The 24,314-nt window shown below is 40.0% G+C and carries 32 protein-coding genes; 10 read left to right on the top strand and 22 right to left on the bottom strand.

Going from position 1 to position 24,314, the window contains the following annotated elements:
* Positions 1 to 9 precede the first annotated feature (9 nt).
* On the top strand, positions 10 to 135 hold the full coding sequence (locus MHI16_RS09030; RefSeq protein WP_008343787.1) for a hypothetical protein: 126 nt from the start codon (positions 10 to 12) through the stop codon (positions 133 to 135).
* 50 nt (positions 136 to 185) lie between these two features.
* Here the strand turns inward: MHI16_RS09030 and parC are convergent, their stop codons facing one another.
* From parC to MHI16_RS09015, 3 genes are all read right to left on the bottom strand, one after another.
* Positions 186 to 2,624: a DNA topoisomerase IV subunit A gene (parC, locus tag MHI16_RS09025; protein ID WP_058015654.1), complete on the bottom strand. Its 2,439-nt coding sequence runs from the start codon at positions 2,622 to 2,624 to the stop codon at positions 186 to 188.
* A 2-nt stretch (positions 2,625 to 2,626) separates the two neighbouring features.
* Entirely contained in the window at positions 2,627 to 4,594 is a 1,968-nt protein-coding gene (gene parE / locus MHI16_RS09020; protein ID WP_012010116.1) for a DNA topoisomerase IV subunit B, read from the bottom strand.
* 415 nt (positions 4,595 to 5,009) lie between these two features.
* Entirely contained in the window at positions 5,010 to 5,423 is a 414-nt protein-coding gene (locus MHI16_RS09015) for a CoA-binding protein (protein WP_012010115.1), read from the bottom strand.
* A 154-nt stretch (positions 5,424 to 5,577) separates the two neighbouring features.
* On the opposite strand from MHI16_RS09015, the gene plsY reads away from it, so the two are divergent.
* Both plsY and MHI16_RS09005 read left to right on the top strand, forming a co-directional pair.
* Complete coding sequence (gene plsY, locus MHI16_RS09010; protein WP_058015656.1) at positions 5,578 to 6,159, top strand: glycerol-3-phosphate 1-O-acyltransferase PlsY; 582 nt, start codon at positions 5,578 to 5,580, stop codon at positions 6,157 to 6,159.
* Between the two features lie 101 nt (positions 6,160 to 6,260).
* Entirely contained in the window at positions 6,261 to 6,548 is a 288-nt protein-coding gene (locus tag MHI16_RS09005; RefSeq protein ID WP_003210876.1) for a HesB/YadR/YfhF family protein, read from the top strand.
* Positions 6,549 to 6,587: 39 nt separating this feature from the next.
* On the opposite strand, the gene MHI16_RS09000 is transcribed toward MHI16_RS09005, so the two are convergent.
* The 7 genes from MHI16_RS09000 to acnA form a co-directional block, all read right to left on the bottom strand.
* Complete coding sequence (locus tag MHI16_RS09000) at positions 6,588 to 6,899, bottom strand: hypothetical protein (RefSeq protein WP_058015657.1); 312 nt, start codon at positions 6,897 to 6,899, stop codon at positions 6,588 to 6,590.
* Between the two features lie 3 nt (positions 6,900 to 6,902).
* Positions 6,903 to 7,325 (bottom strand): thioesterase family protein, encoded by a 423-nt coding sequence (locus MHI16_RS08995; protein ID WP_003211985.1) that lies wholly within the window; start codon positions 7,323 to 7,325, stop codon positions 6,903 to 6,905.
* A 103-nt stretch (positions 7,326 to 7,428) separates the two neighbouring features.
* Positions 7,429 to 7,671 carry a small acid-soluble spore protein Tlp gene (gene tlp, locus MHI16_RS08990; protein WP_058015658.1) on the bottom strand — a complete coding sequence of 81 codons (243 nt, stop codon included), beginning with the start codon at positions 7,669 to 7,671 and terminating at the stop codon, positions 7,429 to 7,431.
* 13 nt (positions 7,672 to 7,684) lie between these two features.
* Positions 7,685 to 7,828 (bottom strand): acid-soluble spore protein N, encoded by a 144-nt coding sequence (locus MHI16_RS08985; RefSeq protein WP_008357830.1) that lies wholly within the window; start codon positions 7,826 to 7,828, stop codon positions 7,685 to 7,687.
* A gap of 51 nt (positions 7,829 to 7,879) precedes the next feature.
* Positions 7,880 to 8,005 (bottom strand): FbpB family small basic protein, encoded by a 126-nt coding sequence (locus tag MHI16_RS08980; protein WP_003211002.1) that lies wholly within the window; start codon positions 8,003 to 8,005, stop codon positions 7,880 to 7,882.
* A gap of 71 nt (positions 8,006 to 8,076) precedes the next feature.
* Positions 8,077 to 8,580 (bottom strand): TlpA disulfide reductase family protein, encoded by a 504-nt coding sequence (locus tag MHI16_RS08975; protein WP_058015659.1) that lies wholly within the window; start codon positions 8,578 to 8,580, stop codon positions 8,077 to 8,079.
* A 72-nt stretch (positions 8,581 to 8,652) separates the two neighbouring features.
* The gene (gene acnA, locus MHI16_RS08970; RefSeq protein WP_144462007.1) at positions 8,653 to 11,382 is read right to left on the bottom strand and encodes an aconitate hydratase AcnA; all 2,730 of its coding nucleotides are present in this window, start codon (positions 11,380 to 11,382) and stop codon (positions 8,653 to 8,655) included.
* A gap of 220 nt (positions 11,383 to 11,602) precedes the next feature.
* On the opposite strand from acnA, the gene sspO reads away from it, so the two are divergent.
* The 4 genes from sspO to MHI16_RS08950 all read left to right on the top strand — a co-directional run bounded on the left by sspO (position 11,603) and on the right by MHI16_RS08950 (position 13,106).
* Positions 11,603 to 11,749: a small acid-soluble spore protein O gene (gene sspO / locus MHI16_RS08965; RefSeq protein ID WP_058015660.1), complete on the top strand. Its 147-nt coding sequence runs from the start codon at positions 11,603 to 11,605 to the stop codon at positions 11,747 to 11,749.
* 16 nt (positions 11,750 to 11,765) lie between these two features.
* Positions 11,766 to 11,912, top strand: a complete 147-nt coding sequence (locus tag MHI16_RS08960; protein WP_012010105.1) for a small acid-soluble spore protein P — start codon at positions 11,766 to 11,768, stop codon at positions 11,910 to 11,912.
* A 102-nt stretch (positions 11,913 to 12,014) separates the two neighbouring features.
* Positions 12,015 to 12,416, top strand: coding sequence for an Hsp20/alpha crystallin family protein (locus MHI16_RS08955; RefSeq protein ID WP_268467612.1), 402 nt, complete (start codon positions 12,015 to 12,017; stop codon positions 12,414 to 12,416).
* A gap of 261 nt (positions 12,417 to 12,677) precedes the next feature.
* On the top strand, positions 12,678 to 13,106 hold the full coding sequence (locus tag MHI16_RS08950; RefSeq protein WP_044141405.1) for a DUF2621 domain-containing protein: 429 nt from the start codon (positions 12,678 to 12,680) through the stop codon (positions 13,104 to 13,106).
* A 75-nt stretch (positions 13,107 to 13,181) separates the two neighbouring features.
* Here the strand turns inward: MHI16_RS08950 and MHI16_RS08945 are convergent, their stop codons facing one another.
* Positions 13,182 to 13,664 carry a CcdC protein domain-containing protein gene (locus MHI16_RS08945; protein WP_061407947.1) on the bottom strand — a complete coding sequence of 161 codons (483 nt, stop codon included), beginning with the start codon at positions 13,662 to 13,664 and terminating at the stop codon, positions 13,182 to 13,184.
* A gap of 94 nt (positions 13,665 to 13,758) precedes the next feature.
* Positions 13,759 to 14,466 carry a cytochrome c biogenesis protein CcdA gene (locus MHI16_RS08940; protein ID WP_058015664.1) on the bottom strand — a complete coding sequence of 236 codons (708 nt, stop codon included), beginning with the start codon at positions 14,464 to 14,466 and terminating at the stop codon, positions 13,759 to 13,761.
* Between the two features lie 214 nt (positions 14,467 to 14,680).
* Between MHI16_RS08940 and MHI16_RS08935 the strand changes: the two genes are divergently transcribed.
* Positions 14,681 to 14,848, top strand: coding sequence for an aspartyl-phosphate phosphatase Spo0E family protein (locus MHI16_RS08935; RefSeq protein ID WP_008343814.1), 168 nt, complete (start codon positions 14,681 to 14,683; stop codon positions 14,846 to 14,848).
* Positions 14,849 to 15,111: 263 nt separating this feature from the next.
* Here the strand turns inward: MHI16_RS08935 and MHI16_RS08930 are convergent, their stop codons facing one another.
* The 6 genes from MHI16_RS08930 to yneA form a co-directional block, all read right to left on the bottom strand.
* The gene (locus MHI16_RS08930) at positions 15,112 to 15,330 is read right to left on the bottom strand and encodes a YneF family protein (RefSeq protein ID WP_003212379.1); all 219 of its coding nucleotides are present in this window, start codon (positions 15,328 to 15,330) and stop codon (positions 15,112 to 15,114) included.
* An 84-nt stretch (positions 15,331 to 15,414) separates the two neighbouring features.
* A complete protein-coding gene (gene sirA, locus MHI16_RS08925; protein WP_012010100.1) occupies positions 15,415 to 15,861 on the bottom strand; it encodes a sporulation inhibitor of replication protein SirA in 447 nt (148 codons plus the stop codon).
* A gap of 197 nt (positions 15,862 to 16,058) precedes the next feature.
* On the bottom strand, positions 16,059 to 18,062 hold the full coding sequence (tkt, locus tag MHI16_RS08920) for a transketolase (RefSeq protein WP_058015665.1): 2,004 nt from the start codon (positions 18,060 to 18,062) through the stop codon (positions 16,059 to 16,061).
* A 190-nt stretch (positions 18,063 to 18,252) separates the two neighbouring features.
* Positions 18,253 to 18,483: a DUF896 domain-containing protein gene (locus MHI16_RS08915; protein ID WP_003211509.1), complete on the bottom strand. Its 231-nt coding sequence runs from the start codon at positions 18,481 to 18,483 to the stop codon at positions 18,253 to 18,255.
* A 69-nt stretch (positions 18,484 to 18,552) separates the two neighbouring features.
* On the bottom strand, positions 18,553 to 19,200 hold the full coding sequence (locus MHI16_RS08910; RefSeq protein WP_061407941.1) for a recombinase family protein: 648 nt from the start codon (positions 19,198 to 19,200) through the stop codon (positions 18,553 to 18,555).
* A 17-nt stretch (positions 19,201 to 19,217) separates the two neighbouring features.
* Positions 19,218 to 19,529, bottom strand: a complete 312-nt coding sequence (yneA, locus tag MHI16_RS08905; RefSeq protein WP_003211955.1) for a cell division suppressor protein YneA — start codon at positions 19,527 to 19,529, stop codon at positions 19,218 to 19,220.
* Positions 19,530 to 19,687: 158 nt separating this feature from the next.
* Between yneA and lexA the strand changes: the two genes are divergently transcribed.
* Positions 19,688 to 20,308, top strand: a complete 621-nt coding sequence (gene lexA / locus MHI16_RS08900; RefSeq protein ID WP_003212311.1) for a transcriptional repressor LexA — start codon at positions 19,688 to 19,690, stop codon at positions 20,306 to 20,308.
* A 45-nt stretch (positions 20,309 to 20,353) separates the two neighbouring features.
* Here lexA and MHI16_RS08895 read toward each other — a convergent pair whose 3' ends face one another.
* Positions 20,354 to 20,788, bottom strand: coding sequence for a hypothetical protein (locus MHI16_RS08895; RefSeq protein WP_058015668.1), 435 nt, complete (start codon positions 20,786 to 20,788; stop codon positions 20,354 to 20,356).
* Between the two features lie 294 nt (positions 20,789 to 21,082).
* Between MHI16_RS08895 and MHI16_RS08890 the strand changes: the two genes are divergently transcribed.
* Positions 21,083 to 21,625 (top strand): IseA DL-endopeptidase inhibitor family protein, encoded by a 543-nt coding sequence (locus tag MHI16_RS08890; protein WP_268467610.1) that lies wholly within the window; start codon positions 21,083 to 21,085, stop codon positions 21,623 to 21,625.
* Between the two features lie 33 nt (positions 21,626 to 21,658).
* Here the strand turns inward: MHI16_RS08890 and MHI16_RS08885 are convergent, their stop codons facing one another.
* The 3 genes from MHI16_RS08885 to MHI16_RS08875 all read right to left on the bottom strand — a co-directional run bounded on the left by MHI16_RS08885 (position 21,659) and on the right by MHI16_RS08875 (position 24,203).
* The gene (locus tag MHI16_RS08885) at positions 21,659 to 22,507 is read right to left on the bottom strand and encodes an STAS domain-containing protein (protein WP_061407940.1); all 849 of its coding nucleotides are present in this window, start codon (positions 22,505 to 22,507) and stop codon (positions 21,659 to 21,661) included.
* 145 nt (positions 22,508 to 22,652) lie between these two features.
* Positions 22,653 to 23,033, bottom strand: coding sequence for a NucA/NucB deoxyribonuclease domain-containing protein (locus MHI16_RS08880; protein ID WP_244270805.1), 381 nt, complete (start codon positions 23,031 to 23,033; stop codon positions 22,653 to 22,655).
* Positions 23,034 to 23,294: 261 nt separating this feature from the next.
* On the bottom strand, positions 23,295 to 24,203 hold the full coding sequence (locus tag MHI16_RS08875; protein ID WP_061407938.1) for a trypsin-like serine protease: 909 nt from the start codon (positions 24,201 to 24,203) through the stop codon (positions 23,295 to 23,297).
* Positions 24,204 to 24,314: the final 111 nt, after the last annotated feature.

The following is a 24,314-nucleotide window of genomic DNA, read 5'->3' as shown; positions in this document are numbered from 1 at the left end:
TTTTACACGATGTTATTTTTCTTAAGAGTATTCATTCTAGGTTTATTCTCTGTCACTTCACTTTCTCTTTTCGTCTACCAAGGAATTGAAGTAGTGCACGCCATTACAAGCATGTTTGGCAACCACGAGAGCTAAGACCTGTATATAAAAGAACCCCCTGCTCATCGCAGGGGGTTTTCGTTTGCTTATTTATTGTCATCTGGTGCAGTTTGAGGTGTAACAAGGACATGCGTTACTTCTCCCTGCTCCTCCTCATCTACAATAAATGATCCATTGCTATAGCGGTCATTCGCTCTCAGAGTAGAGATATCAAGCGGAATCGTTGCACCCTTCTCTGTATCAATCTCAAGTGTATCGTGCAGTGATGCAGCGATGACAGACACAATACGATGCGGGTTTTTCTTTAATTCTCTAAGCATTAGAACTCCGCGTTTGGCTCTAGATGTTTTATCAAATTCAGAGAGGTTCATTCGCTTCACAGCCCCTCTTTGCGTCGTCAGCACGAGGACATCGTTTTTCGGATCAATGATCTGACCAGAGACTACTTCGTCCCCATCCTTCAAATTGATGCCTTTAACACCAGCCGCTCTCGGACCAACAACACTTACTTCTTCTTCATCAAACCACAATCCATAACCATTTTTCGTCGCAATAAACAATTCCTGCTGTCCTGTTGTCACATGGACATCCACGAGTTCATCGTCCCCTTTTAGGTTTAAGGCGACAAGTGGTTTTGAATAGCGCTGCGCTTTATATTGAAGAAGCTCTGTTTTCTTCACCATTCCGCCCTTTGTAAAGAACAGCAGATACGATGTTTCATCAAATTCTTTAATTGGAATGGCTTTTTGGATGGATTCATCGCGATCAATCGAAATGATATTCGTAATATGCTGCCCCATGTCTTTCCAGCGTATGTCTGGCAGCTGATGCACAGGACAATAAATGTAGCTCCCTTTATTCGTGAATAGTAGGAGGACATCCGTTGTATTCATTTCAAACTGATGAATCAGGCGGTCTGTATCCTTCATACCAAAGTCCTTACCGTTAGAAGCAGCATAGGAGCGCTGGCTTGTCCGTTTGATGTATCCATCCTTCGTCACCGTGACGTAAACATCCTCTGAGGCAATCATCACTTCTAGGTTAATCTTAATTTCTTCGATTTTTTCCTCAATGACAGATCGTCTCTCATCAGCATATGTCTTTTTGAGCTTTTTCAAACTGTTTGTAATGACCTTAAGCAGCTTTTTCTCATTACCTAAAATGTCTTCAAGTTCTGCTATACGCACATCAAGCTCACTCGCTTCGTCTCTTAATTGCGTAATATCCGTATTCGTTAAACGATATAACTGGAGGGAAACAATCGCTTCTGATTGTGCTTCTGTAAAGTCATATTTCTCCATCAAGTTGTTTTTCGCATCTCGCTTATCATTAGAGGAGCGGATTGTGGCAATGACTTCATCTAAGATGGATAGCGCCTTAATTAATCCATCTACAATATGGTGGCGTTCCTTCGCTTTTCGAAGCTCATATGCTGAGCGATTCGTCACCACTTCTTTTTGATGGGCAATATATGCATCAAGTATAGTTGTCAGCGTCATTAAGGTTGGTCTACGATTATGTATCGCCACCATATTAAAGTTATATGGAATTTGCAGATCTGAGTTTTTATATAAGAAATTCAAAACACCATTTGCATCTGCTTCTTTTTTCAGCTCTACTACGATTCGAAGCCCAGTCCGGTCAGTCTCATCTCGAACCTCTGAAATTCCTTCCACTTTTCTTTCAATTCGGAACTCGTCCATCTTTTTGACAAGGTTGGCTTTATTTACTTCATAAGGAATTTCTGTGATCACGATTTGCTGGCGCCCGCCGCGGATGGTTTCGATCTCCGCTTTTCCGCGAATCATGATCTTTCCTTTGCCTGTTTCATAGGCCTTCTTAATGCCGTCTACCCCTTGAATGATACCGCCTGTTGGGAAATCTGGACCTTTGATGACCGTCATCAAGTCCTCCACCGTACAATGCGGCTGTTCGATTCGTTTAATGACACCATCAATCACTTCTCCTAGATGATGCGGCGGGATATCAGTAGCATAACCAGCAGAAATACCTGTTGACCCATTCACGAGAAGGTTTGGGAACATCGCTGGTAAAACAACGGGCTCCTTGCTTGTATCATCAAAGTTTGCGACAAATTCGACGGTTTCCTTGTCTAAGTCCTTTAATAGCTCTGATGCAATCGCAGATAGCCTTGCTTCCGTATAACGCATAGCAGCAGGCGGATCACCATCAATACTCCCGTTATTTCCATGCATCTCAATGAGCACATTCCGTACTTTCCAATTCTGACTCATTCTCACCATCGCTTCATAAACAGATGAGTCACCGTGCGGATGATAGTTACCAATCACGTTACCGACTGTTTTCGCTGCTTTACGGAAGTTTTTATCTTGCGTGTTTCCTTCTGCGTACATCGCATATAAGATTCTTCGTTGTACAGGCTTTAGTCCATCTCGCGCATCTGGAAGCGCACGATCTTGGATAATATATTTACTATAGCGACCAAACCGGTCTCCGATTACTTCTTCTAATGGTAAATCATGAAATCGTTCTTGTTGTGCCATGTTTAAACCTCCTCAGCTAGCGACAAGTTTTCATTTTCAAGAATGTTACTTTCCTCATCAAGTCCAAAGGCGACATTCTTCTCAATCCATTTACGACGTGGCTCTACTTTGTCACCCATTAATGTCGTGACGCGGCGTTCAACTCGTGCAGCATCGTCGATTTTGACTCTGACAAGTGTTCTCGATTCTGGATTCATTGTCGTTTCCCATAGCTGGTCGGCGTTCATTTCACCTAAACCTTTATAGCGTTGAATCGTGTACCCTTTTCCAACTTTCTTCAGTACGTCATCCATTTCTTCATCAGACCATGCGTACTCAATCACTTCTTTTTTCCCTGAGCCTTTGCTGACTTTATATAAAGGCGGTAGTGCAATAAACACTTTGCCATGCTCAATCAGCGGTTTCATATAGCGGTAGAAGAACGTTAGCAGAAGCACTTGAATATGGGCTCCATCTGTGTCAGCATCTGTCATGATCACGATTTTGTCATAATTGATGTCTTCTACATTAAAATCGACACCGACGCCTCCACCGATCGCATGAATAATGGTGTTGATTTCTTCATTTTTAAAAATATCAGCAAGTTTCGCTTTTTCTGTGTTAATGACCTTTCCACGAAGCGGCAGCACCGCTTGGAATTTACGGTCACGTCCTTGTTTTGCTGACCCGCCCGCTGAGTCGCCCTCCACTAGGTACAATTCGTTTCTTGCCGGGTTTCTAGATTGAGCAGGTGTTAATTTTCCGCTCAGTGTTGCTTCGGACTTTTTCCGTTTCTTGCCGCTCCTTGCTTCTTCACGTGCTCTTCTAGCAGCTTCTCTTGCCTGCTGCGCTTTAATCGCTTTTCTCACAAGAAGAGTGGCTGTTTCCCGGTTTTCTTCAAGGAAATAAGCCAGCTTTTCAGAAATAACAGCATCAACAGCGGAGCGAGCCTCACTTGTCCCAAGCTTTCCTTTTGTCTGGCCTTCAAATTGAAGCAGTTCTTCAGGAATTCTGACAGAAATAATAGCAGACAGCCCTTCGCGAATATCAGTGCCTTCTAAATTTTTGTCTTTTTCTTTTAAAAGAGCTACTTTGCGCGCATATTCATTAAAGGCTCTCGTCATCGCCGTTTTGGCACCAGACTCATGCGTACCGCCATCTTTTGTTCTCACGTTATTGACGAAAGAAAGAATATTTTCCGAGTAGCCGTCATTGAATTGAAAAGCAAAGTCTACTTCGATGGATTGATGCTCTCCTTCAAATGAGACCACTTCACTCAGAACATCTTTTTCTTCATTTAAATAAGCAACGAAGGCTTCAATGCCCGTCTCATAATAAAAGGTTTCTTGTACATCATGTCGTTCATCAATCAGCTCTATTTTTAATCCTTTTAATAAAAAGGCAGATTCTCTTAAACGTTCTGATAACGTATCAAAATTATAGGTTGTAACGCTGAACATCGATCGATCTGGTTTAAAATGAATCAGTGTTCCCGTTTTTTTCGTTTTTCCGACTTTTTCAAGTGACGTCACAGGTTTTCCGCCGTTTTCAAACCGCTGATGATATATATATCCATCACGTTCAATTGTGACAGTGAGCCACTCTGACAGCGCGTTTACAACAGATGCCCCAACTCCGTGAAGCCCACCACTTGTTTTATATCCGCCTTGACCAAATTTTCCGCCTGCGTGAAGGACCGTTAAAATGATCTCAGGTGTCGGTTTTCCAAGCTTATGCATACCAGTAGGCATCCCGCGTCCTTTATCCTGGACGGAAATGCTGTTATCTTTATGTATTTTGACAACGATATGATCTCCATGGCCAGCGAGTACTTCATCGACAGAGTTGTCTACAATCTCATAGACAAGGTGATGAAGACCGCGTGAATCCGTTGACCCAATATACATCCCTGGACGTTTACGGACCGCTTCAAGTCCCTCTAGCACCTGAATAGAATCATCGTTATAATCTACTTGCTGCTTTTTAACCAAATGCTTAATCCCCTTTCACTAACAAACATAACCGGCAAACCATCAAATGATCTCTTTAGATTTTAATGATGATCATGCTGCTCATTACTGTCCACTTTAATAAGCCGCATCATCACCATGCATGTGTGGTTCAAAAAAACATGCTCCATTGCACGGCTATGAGAATGTTCTACATTCTGCAATGAGAACTAGAAGTCCATTATAAACAAGACTGTTTGATAAGCCAAATGCAATCATATGATGATTTTCACAAAACAGAACAAATGTTCTATCTTTATCTTATCGCTCTTTTTCTTGATATGCAAGATCACCGATATGTCCCTGTCGCCTTATTTTATCGCTTTCTTCTAGAATCGCAAATATATTTCTGCAACAAAAAAGCAAAAATCCTTGAAAACCAAGGATTTTTGACGATTTAATGAGTTTTTGTCATTGCATGAGCCACCTTGATACATAAATCCATGATGGCAACCTTGCCATTTTCCTCAATCAGCCTTTTCGCTTCTTCGTGATAAATGCCTTGCTGCGCCCAAAAAACAGGTGCGTCTATTTCAAGAAATTCTTCTGCCACCTCGGGTAAAAACTCTGAACGTCTAAACACATTGACGATATCAACAGGCTCTTTGATCTCTTTTAGTGAAGCGACTGCTTTCACACCAAGTGCTTCATCGATCGTTGGATTCACCGGAATGATCTCATAACCGGCATCCTGCATTGCTTTAGACACCATATAAGACGTTCGGTGCGGCTGATCTGATAATCCAACAACAGCAATTCGTTTACTGCTCTTTAAAATACGGCCAATTTCTTGTTTCGAAGGATGATTCATCCAAACACCCCTTTTCCTCTATTTTAGCGAACTTCTGCTTAAAAACAAAGCTGAATCCATCTGCATTTGATTTTTTCAAAAAAAGATCCCCATGTTTTTCATAAGATCATGTTAAAATGTAAGACAAGAGGGAGAATATAAAGGAGTTATGCAGATGTTAATTGCTTTGATGTTTATTTTGGCTTATCTTCTCGGCAGTATTCCATCCGGTCTCATTGTCGGGAAAGCTGCAAAGGGGATTGATATCCGTGAACATGGTAGCGGAAACCTAGGTGCAACGAATGCATTTCGTACACTTGGCGTAAAAGCAGGGTCTATTGTTATTTCTGCTGATATTTTAAAGGGGACTCTCGCTTCTGCTTTACCGTTTTTCATGCAACTGGACATTCATCCCTTATTAGCGGGGGTTGCTGCTGTTATCGGTCACAGCTTTCCGATCTTTGCAAAATTTAAAGGGGGAAAAGCAGTCGCTACATCTGGCGGCGTGTTATTATTTTATGCCCCATTCTTATTTATCACGATGATCGCTGCTTTTTTCTTATTTTTATACATTAGTAAATATGTTTCATTATCATCTATGCTGACCGGCATCTATACATTCATTTACAGCATATTCACCAAAGACGTATTCTTAATCATTGTTGTTGCCGTTCTTGCTGGTTTTGTGATCTACAGACACATCGCCAACCTCAAACGAATCCTCAACAAAACTGAACCGAAAATCAAATGGCTCTAGCCGTTTCATAAGTTTCATTCTGTGGTAAAAGTAAAGAAAAGCTGTTTTTTTGCATCCTGCATTTTAAAAAACAGCATGACTTCAAAAAAGGGGCGATCACATTGAAATTAACGATTAAAGAAGATGCACTCAATTGGTACAAGGATGAATTAGATTTAGAAAAAGGTGATCAAGTTCGCTTTTTTGTGAGATATGGCGGGTGCAGTAATGTACAAAAAGGCTTTTCTCTCGGCGTCGCAAAAGATGAACCTCAAAATGCCGGCGCAACCGCTGAAATAGAAGGTATTACTTTCTTTGTAGAAGAAAGTGATATTTGGTATTTTGACAACCATGATCTGCATATTGATTATAACGAGTCTGTAAAAGAACCAGAATTCCATTATGAATAAACAAAAAAGATACCTCATCCCTCGGGTATCTTTTTTGTTTTATCCTTCAATATATAACCCATACTCCTGAATGTTTCCTAAAGACCGCTCCTTTTGCAGGATTCTTTTTTGCGGTTCACCGATCAAGTCAAAGTGAGGAAACCCTGCGCGGTCGTGAATCCATTCTTTTTTGAGTCCATGTTTTTCTCCCCACTCAATTAACTGCTTCATATCCTGACAGGCTGCTTTAGTGACTGTATTAGCATGCGGGAAACGGTCATCAAGCCAATAATGGGTTAAAAAGGCCATTTCTCCTTGCTGAACAGCTGATTTCCACGCATTTAAATCGCTTCTTTTAATACCAAACGCCATGAATTAAACCTGCTTCTTCGACTGTTCATATACTTTGTGCCAGGCAGGAAATGCTTTTCTAAATTGAATAGGTCTAAAGGTGTCTTTATCTACGCAAATATGAGAGGTTGTCCCTGTAATCGCTGTTTGCCCATCAGGCTTTTGAATTTCGTAGCCATACACCGTTTTGAGTCCATTGTATTCTTCAATCCAAGTATGCACGGTCGCTGTTTCACCATACAGGAGTGGTTTTTTATATTTCACCTGCAAATCTATAACGGGTGCAAGAGCGCCGTCTGCTTCTAGCTGCGCATAGGAAAATCCTAATTCTTTAATCAGGGCTGTTCTGCCGACTTCCATCCAGATTAAATAATTCGCATGATACACGATGCCCATTTGGTCTGTTTCTGCATAACGGACTTCTATTTCTTTTTTAGATACATACACGTTTTCATCGCTCTCCTATCAAAACCTAAGGTCTCTGCCATTTTACCACAATCGAAATGGTTCTTCTAAAAGGAGGCAATAAAATAAACCAGGAATCCCTGGTTTATTCAGTATAGCCATTTTTTCTTGCTGCTTCTTCGTCCTTGATCTCAGAACGCATGGCATCAATGCTCATTTTTCGATTTTCATTTTTTTGCTTGATCATCTGTTTTTCTTGATCTGTCGAAAGGGCCATCGCTGCTTCAGATTCATCGATATGATCAAGGGTGTTTTCGATCATATCTTGCAGCTTTTCAACATTATCAGAACGATCATCTGGATTGGATTGATATGACTTTTCATTCATCTTAATACCCTCCTTATTCGCCCTTCGTCTGGATCACATCAGGCTGTTCATTTGATTTATTATGCATCTTTTTACCTTTATTGCGTTTGTATGCTACAGGTTTTGTCCCTAAATGGTCTGGTGTAAACTGCGCTTGTTTATCATGCTCTCTACCCATCATTCATCCCTCCCTCTTCTTTAGGATGAACGAAAAAGGACAATTCATAACTTATTTCTGTCTAAAACGCTCTTCCAACTTTTCTTCAAGCTGGTTTAAAAATTCCTCATTGCTTAATAATTCTTTTTTATTTTCAAGTACAAGCTCTTCAAATGTACGGCGTTTTCTTCTTCTCATTGTACTCACCTCCAGTGTTTGTATTTCATTTTCGCCAAAACATTTAGAAAATAAGCAAAAAAGCTGAATCATTATAGATCCAGCTCTTGCTCAATTTCTTTTTTTGTCAGCATTTGATGCTTCACAGACATGATACGTCCTTTTTCATCTAATATGTATGTCGTGGGGTATGAAAGCACCTGATATCGTGCTTGAATGCCTTTTTGGTCCAATAAAATAGGAAAGCTCAGCTTTAATTCATCTGCAAATGCTGCAACATGATCTTCACTTTTTTCAGTGGTCGTCAAATTCACTGCAAGTACTTCGACCTGATCATATTCGCTTCTAATTGCGTCTAGATCCGGCATTTCTGTCCTGCATGGCTTACACCATGTCGCCCAAAAATTGACGAGCACCTTCTTCCCTTGGTAATCAGATAAAGAAGCCGTTTGACCATCTAGGGTTTTAAGTTCAAAATCAGGGGCTTGATCCCCTTTTTCAAGACCGATTGCGGGCTCTTTTGGTTCAAGTAAATTCCACACAAGTAAACCAATCAACACAAGTAAAACAGCGCTTGCCATTCCTTTTTTCCACATGATTGATCCTCCACTATTTTAAAAAAGAAGAGAAAGCTGTCTAGGCGCCTTCTCTTCTTTGCTGTATGAGTATTAGTTGCTTGCCAATTTTTCACGAAGTACCATTTGAAGGATACCGCCATGACGATAGTAGTCAATTTCGACTTCACTATCAAAACGAACAACCACTTCAAATGTTTTCTCATTGCCATCTGTGTCAATTGCTTTCACAGTGACGAGATCACGCGGACGTACTGTTTCGTCAACATGAACTTCAAATGTTTCTGTTCCTGTTAGACCATGAGTTTCTGCACTTTCTCCGTCTTTAAACTGTAAAGGAAGTACGCCCATGAAGACAAGGTTACTTCTATGGATACGCTCAAAGCTTTCAGCTAGAACAAATTTAATTCCAAGAAGGTTTGTTCCTTTTGCAGCCCAGTCACGTGAAGAACCCATTCCGTAGTCTTTACCTGCTAAGATCGCAAGACCTGTTCCATCTTCTTTATAACGCATGCATGCATCATAAATGGATGTCACTTCACCAGTTGGCCAGTAGGTTGTATATCCGCCTTCTGTTCCTGGTGCAATTTGGTTCTTAATACGGATGTTTGCAAAAGTACCTCTCATCATGACATGGTGGTTACCACGGCGAGATCCGTATGAGTTAAAGTCTCTAGGCGACACGCCTCTTTCTTGCAAGTATTTGCCCGCCGGTGTATCCTTACCAATCGCTCCAGCAGGAGAAATATGGTCCGTTGTGACAGAGTCACCAAATTTCGCAACGACACGCAAGCCTTTAAGCGGTTCAACCTTACCAGGTTCAACTGATAGGTTTTCAAAGAATGGCGGGTTATCAATGTATGTGGAATTTTCATCCCATTTGTACAATGCATCATCCGTCGTTTTAATTTCATTCCAGCGGTCATTGTTGTCAAAAACAGTTTCATACTCTGAACGGAAGAGTTCAGGTGTGACAGTGCTTTTGACGACGCTGTTGATTTCGTCCATTGATGGCCAAATGTCATTGAAATAAACGTTCTCACCATTTTTATCGACACCGATAGGGTCTTTTGTTAAATCGATATTCACTGTACCAGCAAGTGCATACGCCACAACTAATGGTGGAGATGCAAGGTAGTTTCCTTTTACAAGTGGATGGATACGTCCTTCAAAGTTACGGTTACCTGATAAAACAGAAGTGATCAGCAGATCATTTTCAGAGACAGCATCCTCAATTTCTTGTGCAAGCGGTCCTGAGTTTCCGATACAAGTTGTACAGCCATACCCAACGATGTTAAATCCGAGGTCTCTTAAGTATGGAAGAAGTCCTGAGTTCACGAGGTATCCTGTTACAACCTTAGAACCTGGCGCTAGTGACGTTTTCACGTAGTTTGGCACCTTCATGCCAAGCTCACTTGCTTTCTTCGCAACAAGACCTGCTCCGATTAAGACGTATGGGTTCGATGTATTCGTACAGCTCGTAATCGCTGCAATCGCAATCGCACCTGTCTTCATCACAGCTTTCTCACCATTTGCTAGATCAAATTCAATTTGTTTATCCAGCTCTGATTTTTCTAAGCCAAACCCTTGGTTACCAGCTGGGCTTTCAATGTGCTGATGGAACGTTTCTTTCATTTCAGAAAGTGGAATCAAATCTTGCGGACGCTTTGGACCAGATAAGTTTGATTCAATTTGAGAAAGATCAATTTCCACAATATCCGTAAAAATTGGCTCTTCTGCATCTGGTGTATAGAATAAGCCATTTGCGCGAGAATATTCTTCAACTATATTAATTTGCTCTTCATCACGTCCAGTAAGGCGAAGGTAAGCAAGAGCTTCCTCATCTACTGGGAAGAATCCGCAAGTAGCACCGTATTCAGGCGCCATGTTTGCAATCGTTGCACGATCCGCTAACGGCAGCTGTGCAACTCCAGGTCCGAAGAATTCAACGAATTTGTTCACTACGCCTTTTTCACGCAGAACTTGTGTCACTTTTAGTGCGAGGTCAGTTGCAGTCGTTCCGTTTGGAAGCTCTCCAACTAATTTAGCACCAATGACTTCTGGTACTGGGAAGTATGAAGGCTGACCGAGCATTCCAGCTTCCGCTTCAATACCGCCAACGCCCCATCCAAGTACGCCGATCCCGTTGATCATGGTTGTATGAGAGTCAGTACCAACCAATGTATCTGGGTAAGTGATGATCTCGCCATCTTCTTCAATCGCATGAACAACACTTGCAAGGTACTCTAAGTTTACTTGGTGAACAATCCCTGTTGCAGGCGGAACAGCTTGATAATTATTAAACGCTTTCTTTGCCCAGCTAAGGAAGTTATAACGCTCTGCGTTACGTTCGAATTCTAAATCCATGTTAATGTTTAATGCATCTTCAGTTCCAGCTTTATCAACTTGTACTGAGTGGTCAATGACAAGGTCAACTGGAATTTCAGGGTTGATTTTATCCGGATCCCCACCTACATCTGCCATTGCTTTTCTTAAAGAAGCAAGGTCAACGACGGCTGGTACACCCGTGAAGTCTTGTAAAATAACACGAGAAGGTTTAAATGGAACATCAATTTCTTTTACCTCGGCAGTTCCCCATTTTGCCAAGTTTTCAACGTGTTCCTTCTTGATCACTCTACCGTCTACTTGGCGAAGCACTGATTCTAAAAGTACCTTAATGGAATAAGGCAGCTTAGAAACATTTCCGATTCCTTGTTTCTCTAGTGCTTCTAACGAATAATAGTGATACGTTTTCCCATTTGTCGAAAACGTTTTTCTAGATTGAAAAGCGTCTTGTTTAGCGACTTGCTGCTGTTTCGACATGTCCAAAATCCCCCTTTTGATGATCAAGATCAATTTCAATTCTCAGAAAAATCGTCGTATTTCACCACAATTTTCTCACAATTTCATCTTAAAACAAATTCATACATAAGTAAATAACAATGCTTTTATTAAATTCAATAAGTTTAACTTATCATTAGGAAATGATTACTCTTCATAAACGAAGCGGGGCGGGCTCATACTACAAATGAGGTGATAGAACATGACAAAACGCAAAGCAAATCATGTCATTAATGGCATGAACGCAGCCAAAAGCCAAGGAAATGGTGCAGGCTATATTGAAGATGATCAACTCGTTTTAACAGAAGAACAAAGACAAAACAATAAAAAACGTAAAAAAAACCAATAAGAAAGGAGCAAGCATCATGACGAATAAAAACACAGGAAAAGACATCCGGCAAAACTCGCCTAAGGAACATCAAAGCGGACAGCCTGAGCCATTATCAGGCAGTAAAAAAGTAAAAAACCGCAACCATACAAGACAAAAACACAATTCTCATCACGATATGTAAACATTCTCCTCTCATCCCGTAGCAAAACGGGATGTTTTAGGTCTTTCACACATTTCCATTTTCATCATATGATTTATTATGAGATGTGATGGAGGAGTGTTTATGGAGAATGAAAAGCAATCGAATTCCTCTGATTTTCTTGAAATAGACGATTGGCTCAATGTTTTAATGGATGATCCATTTGCCTGGTATGATGAACACCTCCCAATTGATCTTTATGAAACAAGCCGTGATTATATTATTGAAATCGATGTCTCCACCCTATCGATTACTGATGTAAAACTAACCTTCGCTGGATATGAGCTCACTCTCGCTTACACAGTACAACAGCCAAATGATAAAGGCGAACAGCCAATTGAAAAAAGTGTCATGCTCCCTTTTTATTTGAACGACAAAGAGATTGAAACAGAATACGAAAACCGAATCATTTCGATAAGGATTAAAAAAAGTTCTGACCATCCAAACGGTGCATTTTCCTTTCAAGTCCCGCACTTCAAACATTAAGAGCCCACCTTCATTTAGGTGGGCTCTCTTCCGTTCGTGTCAAGTCAATACCTTTTGCGAACCACCATGGCCAAATAGTAGAGTCGCTATATGATAATGTATTCTTTTTCTACTAGATGGTTTGGGTCTTTCTAGTAAATGGGCAGTTATGAATGAAAAAAGGCGTTCATAGAGATAAGAGACATACATTTTTGTTATTTTCTTCTATCATTTCTTCATGTAAAATAAGATAGAGAGACAAGGGGTATAAGGAGTGAGAACATGTTAAGCGGCTGGTTTTTGTGGTTCATTTTATTTTGGGGTACGGTGATGATCGGATTACTCGCAATCGGTGGCTTTTTTATGTTTCGCAAATTTTTAAAACGATTGCCAAAGGAAGATGGGAAATCAGAGCTTGATTGGCAGGATGAATATATTCAAAAGAGCCTCCACCTATGGCGGGAAGAAGACAAACAGCTTTTAAATGAACTTGTATTACCAGTTCCAGAGCTGTTTAGAGATGTCGCCAAAGAAAAAATTGCAGGAAAAATTGGCGAGCTGGCTTTAAAAGAACAAGCTGCCAGCATTAATTTAGACTTAATCATTCGCGGCTATATTATCGCTACACCAAAGCGTGATCATAAGTTTTTATTGAAGCGCCTTCAAGAAAAAAACATCGATCATACGCCATATGAAGCATTATTAAAATAACCTCCTTTTTTAAAAGAGGTTCAAAGAAGAAAAAGGGCTAAAATAAAGATTTAGCCCTTTTTCAACAATCTGAATTTAATTCATTTGAACCTGCTGCGGATCTAATTGCTTAGACATCTTTCTAAACGACAAATACATGGCAACACGCCAAGGCACAATCATGCCAAAGGCAAGTATCCAAAACATTCCGCTTAGAGAACCATAATCAATAGAAGAACTCAGGATCGTCTTCATTCCAATACGAAGAACAAGGAGTCCAATAAGAATAAACACAAATGCTTTTGACCGCTTTAAGTAAATCTCATTCCCTCTAATTTCAAACTTCGATGTTTTGATTAAAAAGATGGAGAAAAACATCCCCACTGTGATCGCTTCAAGAAATTCAGCCCCAGTTACTCGAAACATAGGCACAAAAAACATCAATGCACCAGTGCTCATGAAAATAGGAGGCAATATAATTTTTTTCGCAGTTGCCGGTTTTGCAGATGACTTAATGCGAATAAACATGACGGCTACCGCCATACATACCGCAATTATAGAAGAGATTATGACCATCATATCTAATCATTCCTTTATTCTTTAAGGTCAGCCTATGTATAATATACTCCAATTGACGAAAAAAAACCATTCGCCGCGACTGTAGAAAACGATTTCAAAAGCCTGTAAATCCGCCAAACAAGGATGAGAACATGATGATAATCCATGTGAGAAGATCAAAGAACAGCAATATCCCTACCACAATCATAATGATCCCGCCAATTTTCATGATAAGCTGCTGACGCTTTCTGATCCATGCCATTTTCGTAATGAAGAAAGATAGAATAAAAAATGGGACGGCAAACCCAAGGACATATGTAATCATATAAGGCACAGCCGACTCTGGATTGTTACTAGCAAGTGCGATAACGGCAGATAAAATAGGTCCTGTACAAGGTGTCCATCCAGCGGCAAAGCCCATTCCGATGAGAATTGACCCAAAAAAACCAGCTGGTCGGTTTTTGAACTGCATTCTCTTTTCGCCCATGAGGAAAGAAGGCTGAAATACGCCAAGCGTCATAAAGCCAAAGAAAATTATGAGAATGGCTCCAACCTGGCGAATCGCTTGATGGTAATCATCAAAAAACTTTCCAACAAACGATGTCCCAAAGCCAATCGCAATAAAGATAATAGAGAACCCAACTAAAAAGAATAAAGTATGAAGTAGACTTCTTCTTCTCAGCATCACCTTCTCAGATTTCACTTCATCCATACTAACGCCCGTAATATACGATAAAAAGGCTGGATAAAGTGGCAGACAGCATGGTGAGATAAAAGAAAGAAACCCTGCTCCAAAAGCTAAAAAGAAATTCAAATCTGTCAAAAGAACACCCCCTTCTTACAATATACAATAAGAGATGACAAAATCATTTCATTTTTTTTACATCCTCTCAATAAAGATGGTCTATTCTCTTAAAACCTTATATAATTTAATTTGACATCAAGATAACGAATCCTTTAAATTTGAAAATAAACCTTAAAATGGATATAATAGAATCGATTCTTTTTATCAAGATTTGCATGAAAGGAACATGACTTTGGTAAAAACATCATTATTAACTCAAATCGAAGAAAAAAGAGAAGAGCTGATGAAAGTTGTCTTGCACAATGGGATGACATCCACAGTGACCATCGAACATAGCCAGCAGCTAGATCATCTCCTCTTACAATATCAACGACACTTACACTCAAACTCAGCCAACTAATCATATCTCATGATATTATCATGCTACACGATTTTTAGAACAGTTGATATGTGTGACCATAAACGAAACAAAAACCTCTGATAACAGGGGTTTTTTGTTTTTTAGCAGGAAGCTGAAGCCAAAATAAAAACCACCTTCCCTGCTTCATTTAGGCAAGTACAGTGGTTTTAAAGCGTCTGATGAAGGTGAATTCACTAAAGAAAGGACAACGCTTGTCCATTCTTTATAACCATGTTCCATCTATGATCATAATATCGTACGTATTATTTCGCTTGGTTGTTCATGGCTTTCATCATTTGATTGATTTTCTTCTGGGACGGTTTCATGCCCATTTGCATCATCATCATTCGAAGCATTTGTTCATTAATTGGTGGATTCTTTTTCAAGTAGCTCATCATATACTTACGAGCAATAAAGAATCCGAGTGCAACTCCTGCAAGCAGTGCAACAACGCCTACAAGGATGACAACCCATAAATCCATAATTCTTCCTCCTTCATGTTGTCTCGTATAAAGTGTACTAAACAAAAGGCTATTATACAACATTTCACGTTCAATTTTATTTTTTTAAACAAAATTCCTCACTTTTACCGGATTGAGCCACCCGTGCTTCTTTGAACCGAAGTCCATCGCAAGGAAGCAAGGACTAATTTTTCTCAGCACTTCAAAAAACACTGCTTCTGCTTCATAACTGCCGGTGGCAGACATTTGGATATAACGATCTTTTATGATAAATGCAGCCGTTCCTTTTCCATCAGGTAAGGAAGCGCTGTATATCGAGCCAATTTGTGTATAGTGAATATTCGTTAAGTTGTTCATTAATCGCTGGTGCATATGAAAAGCAGGGATTCGTTTCGTCACGTAATCCACTTGTTTCACAAGCATCACCAATTCATCTTCCGTGCGGTTCGTCCAGTGTAACGACTCAAACAAATGAAACAAAATTGATTCTCTGCCAAAATAGTGATGCGCAAATTCATCCTCAATCCAATAAATATAATAATGGCGTTCCATGTCTATCCCTTCCTTTCACATTTCGTCAATCTCGTATATTGCTTGTATTATACAAAAATGTGAAAGAAAGAATTGTCTATATATGAAGCAAGAAGAAACTAGTTTTGTCAAAAAAACAAGAAAAAAGAAAAAAGTTTGCAGAGCGGATGAAAATGCTCTGCAAACAGATGAAAAAAAGCATGATGCTTGGAGACTGGTTATTTGTTCAGCTTCGCTTTCACACGGCTGACGACATTGCTGACCGTAAAACCGTATTTCTCAATAATGGTTTCACCAGGTGCAGAAGCGCCAAATTTATCAATGGCAATTACGTCACCATCAAGACCAGTGTAACGCTCCCAGCCAAGTGAAGCCCCCATTTCAATCGCAATACGAGCCCGTACTGCTGTAGGAAGGACTGATTCTTTGTATTCGTCTGACTGCTGATCGAAACGATCCCATGCAGGAAGACTGACAACAGACGCGCGAATCCCTTCTTTTTCAAGTGCTTTTTGCGCTTCAATCGCTAAGCCGACTTCAGATCCGGAAGCAAGTAGAAGTGCTTCAGGCTGTGCATCAGCAGCTTCAACAACGACGTATCCACCCTTTTCTACTCCCTCATATGCCTTCTCAGGTGCTTGATCAATCGTTGGAAGGTTTTGACGAGTCAGAACTAGTGCTGTCGGTTTATCCGTTGAAGATACAGCCAGTTTCCACGCTGCAGCTGTCTCGTTTCCATCCGCAGGGCGAATAACAGAAAGGTTCGGCATCGCACGTAATGAAGCAAGCTGTTCAACCGGCTCATGCGTCGGACCATCTTCACCAACAGCGATACTGTCATGAGTAAAGACATAAGTGACTGGAAGTCCCATTAAGGCAGCAAGACGAATCGCTGGTCTTAAGTAATCTGAGAAAACAAAGAACGTTCCGCCGAATACACGAAGACCGCCGTGAAGCGCCATACCATTTAACGCTGCACCCATTGCAAATTCTCTGACGCCGAACCAAATGTTCTTGCCGGCATAATTCTCTTTACCAAAATCGTCAGTGTTTTTAATCGTTGTTTTGTTTGAACCTGCAAGGTCAGCAGACCCGCCAATGAAGAAAGGTACTTGCTTTGCAATGCCATTTAATACTTCGCCTGAAGAAGCGCGGGAGGCAAGACTTGAACCTGCTTCATAAACAGGAACCTCTTGATCCCAATTCTCAGGAAGCTTTCCTTCAATCGCAAGCTTCAATTGAGCTGCAAGCTCAGGGTATTCTTTTTCATATTGCGCAAATCGTTCATTCCAAGCTGCTTCTTTCTTCTGACCTGCGTCTTTTACAGCTTCTTTGAAATGATCGTACACTTCAGAAGGTACATGGAAATCTTCTTCAAACGTCCAAGAGTAAGCTTCCTTCGTCAGCTTGGCTTCATCGCTGCCAAGTGGTGCACCATGCACACCAGATGTTCCTGCACGGTTTGGCGATCCAAAACCAATTGTTGTTTTCACTTCAATCAGTGTCGGTCTGTCTGTGCTTTGTTTTGCCTTTTCAATAGCAGCCGTCACTTCTTCAATGTTGTTGCCGTCTTTCACATAAAGAACTTCCCAGTTCATCGCTTCAAAACGATTCTTCACATTTTCAGAGAATGAACGATCTAGGTCGCCATCTAAAGAAATATCATTTGAATCATAAAGAACAATTAAACGGCCTAAGCCTAAATGACCAGCAAGTGAAGCAGCTTCAGAGGAAATTCCCTCCATTAAGTCTCCATCTCCGCAAATGCTGTATGTATAGTGATCTACAACATTAAAGTTGTCTTTGTTATACGTTTCCGCAAGGTGTCTTTCTGCAAGTGCCATACCAACTGCCATGGCAATCCCCTGCCCTAAAGGACCTGTTGTGGCATCTACGCCCTCTGTATGTCCAAATTCAGGATGTCCAGGTGTTTTGCTACCCCATTGGCGGAATTGTTTTAGATCATCGATGCTCAGGTTGTATCCGCTTAAATGAAGCATGCTATATAGAAGCATAGAACCATGTCCCGCAGATAATACAAAACGGTCTCTGTTAAACCAACTTGGGTTTTGCGGACTTACGTTTAAGTGATTCGTCCATAAAGCGTATGCCATTGGTGCAGCACCCATCGGCATTCCAGGGTGACCGGAATTCGCTTTTTCAATTGCGTCTATGGAGAGAGTACGTATTGTTGCAATAGATTTCAATTCAATCGTTTCCATATAAATCCCCTTCCGTATCTTGTGTACACCATTATCATAAATCTACTGTCCTTTTTTCACAACTATTTCACGCTGAAAAAGAAGGATTTTGTCACATTTAGTTTATCGATCACCTAAAAAGTTATGCAAATATGAAAAAAGATGAGAATATTCTTCCCATCTTTTCAAAATTCAAGAAATCATACAACTATTAATGAAGGTTTTGATCTCTTTCTCTTTTTAATTTTTCTGGTGTGACATCGTTTCCTTCAGGATCAACGATTTTCACGGTTTTAAGTGTATTTTTCATAGAAGAACGAAAAGCTTTTAAATACTCTTCTCTTAATTGCTTTTGTTCTGTTTTTTCAGCGTCTGACAAACCGGTCTCTTTTGACTTTTTTGAAAGCTCATTGATTCTTGCAAGCTGATTTTTAGAAATCATGACTAACTCCTTTAAAACATTTTCTCTACATACTACTAAATATCAATCATTTTGACAACAAATCGAGCTTTAGGTGGTCAAACCTTTTTCATATTCTTGATACCTTCTATGGACCGTTGCTTTTGAAATGTCAAAACCTAGTGCCTGAAGAGTTGCTGCAATTTCGGCGAAGGTCATGTTGTTTTTTCTTAATCGAACAATTTCTGAAATTGGCACTTCAATACGCTCACGACCAGGCGCATGATCCTGCTGTTTTAAATTCAGTTCGGGCTGGTACCCGCGTTCTACAGCTCTTCTCATTCCCCGCTTGATTTTCAGATTATGAATTTTTCGTTGATATTCTTCAACGACTCCTACGATCTCAATCACCATTTCATCTGCTTCTGAAAGCTCAAGCTCGCCTCTATGAAACGTACTGTACACCTTCACATTCTCTTTAAAAAGACAATGGAGAAGCGCAATTTTTGCTTGTCCTCTTCCGAGACGTGTTTCATCCTGGATAAGAACAGCCTCAATTGACTCTTCTTTTAGTGTAGCTAGCATATCAAACACACCATCGCGATCTAGATCATACCCGCTTGCTTTTTCTTTAATGACTTTAACCACATTCATCTTGTGCATAGCAGCTAAAGCCAGCAATTCTTCTTCTTGTCTCTTCAGCGAGGTTTCCTGCTCTTCTTTAACAGTACTTACTCTCGCATAGATGATTGCATTCATGTCTTCAATCGACCTTTCTACTGTACTGTTGCAAGTTGATATACGACTGGATGCTCTTTTTTGACTGGTATTACAAGGATGTCACCAGGCTGGATTTCTGTTGAAGCAAGATCATTGTGCTGGGTGACCCAGTCAATAAACGCATTTTTATCGATTGATTTGCTGTCGTTTACTTGATCAGCTAATCCCCAAAGGGTATCACCTGATTGAACTTCTATTTTAACATATTGATTTGGATCATTATGGCTTGTGACTGCAATAAGTGAGAGAAATATGCCAACGATGAATGAGAATACCCCAATAAAAATAATAGATTCTTTTAACCTCATAATGTCATCTCTCCTAATAGAATGTGTGTTCGTTCTTTCTGTCACTTATTATAAATACGAACAAACGTTTCTGTCAAACGTTTTTTCGAACCTATGTTTGTACTGTTAGGAAAAACATGCTATAATTTCTTTAAAATTGACGTTTTGAGGTGCAAAAGATGACGAAGCTATCAAAAAGACAACTCGATATCCTGACATTCATCAAAGAAGAAGTAAAAAGTAAGGGCTATCCTCCATCCGTTCGTGAAATTGGAGAAGCTGTCGGTCTAGCATCAAGTTCAACGGTTCATGGACATTTAGCTAGACTAGAAACGAAGGGCTTAATTAGAAGAGACCCGACAAAACCTAGAGCGATCGAAGTATTAGATGAAGAGGAAATGAATATTCCAAAGAGTGCTGTAATGAACGTACCAGTCATCGGAAAAGTAACAGCAGGCCTGCCTATTACGGCTGTTGAGAATGTAGAAGAATACTTCCCTCTTCCAGAGACTTTTGCAGCACCAGATGAACAAGTATTTATGCTTGAAATTATGGGAGAAAGTATGATTGACGCAGGAATTTTGGACAAGGACTATGTCATTGTGCGTCAGCAAAGCACTGCTAACAATGGAGATATTGTCGTCGCCATGACAGAGGAAGATGAAGCGACAGTGAAGCGTTTCTATAAAGAAGATACACACTTTAGATTACAGCCAGAAAACCCATCTATGGAACCGATTATTTTACAGAATGTAAGTATACTAGGTAAAGTGATTGGCGTATTTAGAAATATTCACTAAAAAAAGCCGGTATTTCATCAGCTAATGATGAGAACCGGCTTTTTTTTATGAACAAGAATAGGCAAGAATACTCGAGCTTGGGAAGGAGCCAAATGTAAAGTTCGGCCATATAAAGCCAGTTGTTCTCCCGAAAGGCTGTGAAGATAGAACATACATTAAAAACACTTGACCGTTTCTCATAAACACAATCGTCCATCTTCTATTACATCCCGCAGCAAACTGAACTGATTGCTGTCCTCCACCTGTCTGCCCTGAAATAAGAGACTGCATGCTTTGAGGCTGCGATAACGCTTGCTGATATTGCGAAATGATATGCTGTGGTGGAGCTGGCGGGGCTGATCCACTAGATCCGGGCCCAGTGCCTCCTCCTCCGATTGGAAACCCTGGAAATCCTCCAACTTGAGAAGGGAACGACGGCCAACCTTGCATCTGCCTGTCATATGAGTACCCATTCCACACACCTTCATACGGATAATACATATTCAACACCACTTTCTTAGACATTCATCACGATAGTATATGTCATCAATGACAAAGCGTGTTGAACATCCAAACAGAAATTTTTCCAAAAAACGTTTTGTTCTTCTTTAGAACGGTTAAATAGTAGATATAAAGAAAAAATAAAAAAATGAAAACTTTTTGCCACCCTCAAACGTTATATATATAGAAAGAAAAGAAATAAAAAACATTTCAATTTAACACTTGTAATATCGCTGTAATTATTGTAACATTTGTAACATAAGAAGTTTTCATTGAGAAAAGGAGGCAATCGCCTTGAAAAAATTATTCGTTTTATTAACTGCTATTATGCTTATGATCTCATTACAATCCACAACATTGGCCGCTTCTAAAAAACCAGCCACTTTGACAAATAAAGAAGCGTTACATATTGCCCTTGATGCACGGGAACACTTTTGGAGTGCGATGTCAGGCTACAAAATTAATGAACATTCTGATTACAAATTAAAATCATTTAGCTATAAAGACATGACTTACAACTATCTTTCTAAAACATTTGATACAAAGAAAAAACTAAACAGCTACCTATCTCAAGTTTTCACAAAAGAAGCCATTAATCAAGGTTTAAAAGACTATCAGTTCATTGTTCATAAAGGCAAAATGGCTGTTCCGGTCGGCGACGGTGACAATATGCTTAATTGGGATAAAGCCACACCTAAACTTGTCTCTAAAAAACAAACAGTCCGCACATATGAACTCACTGTCCCAACACTTGATGGACGCAAAGTAAAAAGAACGGTTACGTTCGAAAAAGGACAAAAAGATTGGAAAGTCACAAAAATTGACGCTGTTATCTAAATAAAAAACCAGGCCGATTGAATGGCCTGGTTTTTATATTGAAGTAAATTCAGTCATGCGGTCTAGGGCGTGAGCAAGTGATGCTGCGGTGCGAAATTCATTAAAAGGAAGCCCGAGCTGTACAGCCGTTTGGGCAATTTCTGGTCTGATTCCTGAAATGGTTGTCTCTACTCCAATTAACCGAAGTGATGTGACAAGATCAAAGATCTGCTGAGCCACCATTGTATCAATAATGACAACGCCCGATAAATCAATACATAAATGCTGTACTCCTTTTTGTGAGCACTGTTTCAGCGTATTTTCTAAAATAATCTTCGCTCTCGCTGTATCAATATCACCTACTAACGGCAATAACGCAATATGACTTTTTAAGACAATGACAGGTGAGCTCAGCTCGTAAATCATGTCTCTTTGTGCCACGAGCTTCCTCGTTGTATTTTTTACATATTGCTGGATGAACACATGAATGGAAATATTAAACGCCTCTGAAATTAAATCATACCAATAAAAGATGCGGTCAATATCAATTTCATCTTGACGCTGCTTAATAAATTCTTTTAAGTAATGAAGGACCACTCTTTGATTGGACATGTATTCTCTCACAACATAATCTAATGGTGTGTTTAAATGCTTCGGGTCACTGGCTAAATCTTCAGACCACTTTTTAAACTCAGTATGTAAATATGTCTTGTCTTCAATAAGAGCACGTATAAAATGCTGGTAATAATCTTGATTTTGCCGTTTCAGCTCTGATATGATGCTGGAATCTGTTGAACGATAAATTGATTCTGGATCATCATCCTCAATTGAATCGTACCAAGTTTCAGTCAGTTTCTCTGCATGTTGTATGAAATAATCGTATAATGCACGGTTCTTATCCATAAGCATATGTCCCTTCACATTTTCTTCTTGTCTATCTTTGTATCTTATAGATCAATTGTACACTGAATCTTTTGTCCCTGCTAACTCCAATACGCTCTGATCGAACAAAAAAAGACACCTACTCACAGGCGCCTCTCTTTTAGTTTTATTTCACAATAAATAAAATTCTTTTCCCATCAGGATACCCACTTATCTGGTGTCCGACCCATGAGCCTGCTCCCCTATTATCAGACGGGCTGACATATTGAACACTCGCCCCTTTTCCTCCTTCAAGACAAACTGCCATCGGCCACTCATCTCGGTCGAATCCAGGCTTAGTCGGAATGCCTTTTAATGATTCTTGCCTGCGGGCATCTGCTCCATTTCGGTCTATCGTACACACATCTGAATGCCCTTTTCGAATAGCTTCTTGAATATGACTGCCTGTTTCAGGGTACCGTTCCTTTGGAAATTGAATAACATGATCATATCGATCCGCACCTTTTGCCGCATGTTCCTCTCCAAATCCACCTAACAGCGTGCCCATCCATATCACAAAGCATAAGACGACAGCAGTAATCCAGCCTCTTCTCATCTTCAAAAGCGTGAGACCTCCTCATTTTTCTCAAGCAGAATCTTGACTTAAAGGGAATGTGTCATTTTAATGTATGAGTCGTTCACGATTGACATGTGAAAAAAATGAAGAGGCTAAGTGTCAATGGATTTTTCAAGCATAAACAGATAGACACTTGTATCCACATAAAAAAGCTTGTCCCCTATGAAGGAAACAAGCTTTATGATTTAGCTTTTATTGCGCTTTTGCATAGTTGATAAATTCAACAAAGGCAGCTGTCGCTTTTGGACCGCCATTAATCGTACCGTTTGAATACCCTGCGTTATGAACCCCAACAATTTGCTGATTTTGATCTAGCATCGCTGAGCCTGAATTTCCGCTAAATGTATCAATCATATAGTATGCGAGATTCGTATCTTCTCTTGTCACAGGACCTGACATCTCCCACTGCGAGATCTTGCCAGTTGATCTCATTTTATCACCTGGATATCCAGAAATTTTAATCGTTGTCCCAGTTAAGTTTGTCACCTGACGGATGGAACGGTAACCGACTGTATTGCCAATGTTCGTATCTGTTTTGATCACGGCAAAATCATATTGGCTCGCACCTGTATTGATATACCCGCTTGGTACATAGAACTCTGTCATATTTGCTGAGCCATTCACCGCAGTACTATCGTTCATGCCTGGATACACCGATCCTTTTGCACTATAACTTCTGGATGCTGTATTGTACACGCAGTGTCCGTTTGTCAAAATTTTGTTAGGGGCAATCAGGGTCCCCGTGCAGCTGGAGCCGCCAAACGTAATATAAGCAATTGAATTATATGGTGCCACTCTTGTATTTGCTACTTTTGTTCTACCATCGTCTCCAATGACGACTTTTGTTTGAAAGTCTTTTAAATATTTTGATAGTGGTTTTACTTTTTCACCAACAGTTGAAGATAGATCATCCACTTTATCAAAGGATGAGGGGGATTTCGTATCATTGTGGAAATCACTTGAAGAGATCACCTTTCCATCAGAAGTCACCATGTCATAATCAGACGTTAGCACTGAATCAGATGAGGCATGGGCAAAACTAGGCACACTTAAAGCACCAAAAACAAGTAGAGAAGGGAGTAACATTTTCACCTTTTTCATCATATTCCTCCTTTATGTCCTATATCAAAAATGATACGATTGTTTCATATTGGAGTAAATGAGAGAATATTCTTATTTTTTACAAAATATTTCATTTCTAAATTAGGTGTT

Origin of the sequence: Bacillus sp. FSL K6-0923 (assembly GCF_038630825.1) — a bacterium.
Taxonomy (GTDB): domain Bacteria; phylum Bacillota; class Bacilli; order Bacillales; family Bacillaceae; genus Bacillus; species Bacillus pumilus.
The sequence above is the reverse complement of the archived record's forward strand: the minus strand, read 5'-3'. Positions and strand labels throughout refer to the sequence as shown.

What these genes read in the sequence shown, in the direction of transcription:
- tlp (WP_058015658.1), bottom strand. Translation starts at nt 7,671, where the DNA reads ATGAATGAAAAGTCATATCAATCCAATCCAGATGATCGTTCTGATAAT.
- MHI16_RS08975 (WP_058015659.1), bottom strand. Translation starts at nt 8,580, where the DNA reads ATGTGGAAAAAAGGAATGGCAAGCGCTGTTTTACTTGTGTTGATTGGT.
- MHI16_RS08915 (WP_003211509.1), bottom strand. Translation starts at nt 18,483, where the DNA reads ATGATTTCTAAAAATCAGCTTGCAAGAATCAATGAGCTTTCAAAAAAG.
- plsY (WP_058015656.1), top strand. Translation starts at nt 5,578, where the DNA reads ATGTTAATTGCTTTGATGTTTATTTTGGCTTATCTTCTCGGCAGTATT.
- acnA (WP_144462007.1), bottom strand. Translation starts at nt 11,382, where the DNA reads ATGTCGAAACAGCAGCAAGTCGCTAAACAAGACGCTTTTCAATCTAGA.
- MHI16_RS09030 (WP_008343787.1), top strand. Translation starts at nt 10, where the DNA reads ATGTTATTTTTCTTAAGAGTATTCATTCTAGGTTTATTCTCTGTCACT.
- MHI16_RS08950 (WP_044141405.1), top strand. Translation starts at nt 12,678, where the DNA reads ATGTTAAGCGGCTGGTTTTTGTGGTTCATTTTATTTTGGGGTACGGTG.
- MHI16_RS08960 (WP_012010105.1), top strand. Translation starts at nt 11,766, where the DNA reads ATGACGAATAAAAACACAGGAAAAGACATCCGGCAAAACTCGCCTAAG.
- MHI16_RS08985 (WP_008357830.1), bottom strand. Translation starts at nt 7,828, where the DNA reads ATGGGTAGAGAGCATGATAAACAAGCGCAGTTTACACCAGACCATTTA.
- MHI16_RS08945 (WP_061407947.1), bottom strand. Translation starts at nt 13,664, where the DNA reads ATGATGGTCATAATCTCTTCTATAATTGCGGTATGTATGGCGGTAGCC.
- MHI16_RS08895 (WP_058015668.1), bottom strand. Translation starts at nt 20,788, where the DNA reads ATGTATTATCCGTATGAAGGTGTGTGGAATGGGTACTCATATGACAGG.
- sspO (WP_058015660.1), top strand. Translation starts at nt 11,603, where the DNA reads ATGACAAAACGCAAAGCAAATCATGTCATTAATGGCATGAACGCAGCC.
- lexA (WP_003212311.1), top strand. Translation starts at nt 19,688, where the DNA reads ATGACGAAGCTATCAAAAAGACAACTCGATATCCTGACATTCATCAAA.
- MHI16_RS08980 (WP_003211002.1), bottom strand. Translation starts at nt 8,005, where the DNA reads ATGAGAAGAAGAAAACGCCGTACATTTGAAGAGCTTGTACTTGAAAAT.
- MHI16_RS08910 (WP_061407941.1), bottom strand. Translation starts at nt 19,200, where the DNA reads ATGAATGCAATCATCTATGCGAGAGTAAGTACTGTTAAAGAAGAGCAG.
- MHI16_RS09000 (WP_058015657.1), bottom strand. Translation starts at nt 6,899, where the DNA reads ATGGCGTTTGGTATTAAAAGAAGCGATTTAAATGCGTGGAAATCAGCT.
- MHI16_RS08930 (WP_003212379.1), bottom strand. Translation starts at nt 15,330, where the DNA reads ATGGATTTATGGGTTGTCATCCTTGTAGGCGTTGTTGCACTGCTTGCA.
- MHI16_RS09015 (WP_012010115.1), bottom strand. Translation starts at nt 5,423, where the DNA reads ATGAATCATCCTTCGAAACAAGAAATTGGCCGTATTTTAAAGAGCAGT.
- sirA (WP_012010100.1), bottom strand. Translation starts at nt 15,861, where the DNA reads ATGGAACGCCATTATTATATTTATTGGATTGAGGATGAATTTGCGCAT.
- MHI16_RS08875 (WP_061407938.1), bottom strand. Translation starts at nt 24,203, where the DNA reads ATGAAAAAGGTGAAAATGTTACTCCCTTCTCTACTTGTTTTTGGTGCT.
- tkt (WP_058015665.1), bottom strand. Translation starts at nt 18,062, where the DNA reads ATGGAAACGATTGAATTGAAATCTATTGCAACAATACGTACTCTCTCC.
- parC (WP_058015654.1), bottom strand. Translation starts at nt 2,624, where the DNA reads ATGGCACAACAAGAACGATTTCATGATTTACCATTAGAAGAAGTAATC.
- yneA (WP_003211955.1), bottom strand. Translation starts at nt 19,529, where the DNA reads ATGAGGTTAAAAGAATCTATTATTTTTATTGGGGTATTCTCATTCATC.
- MHI16_RS08880 (WP_244270805.1), bottom strand. Translation starts at nt 23,033, where the DNA reads ATGGGCACGCTGTTAGGTGGATTTGGAGAGGAACATGCGGCAAAAGGT.
- MHI16_RS08955 (WP_268467612.1), top strand. Translation starts at nt 12,015, where the DNA reads ATGGAGAATGAAAAGCAATCGAATTCCTCTGATTTTCTTGAAATAGAC.
- MHI16_RS08885 (WP_061407940.1), bottom strand. Translation starts at nt 22,507, where the DNA reads ATGGATAAGAACCGTGCATTATACGATTATTTCATACAACATGCAGAG.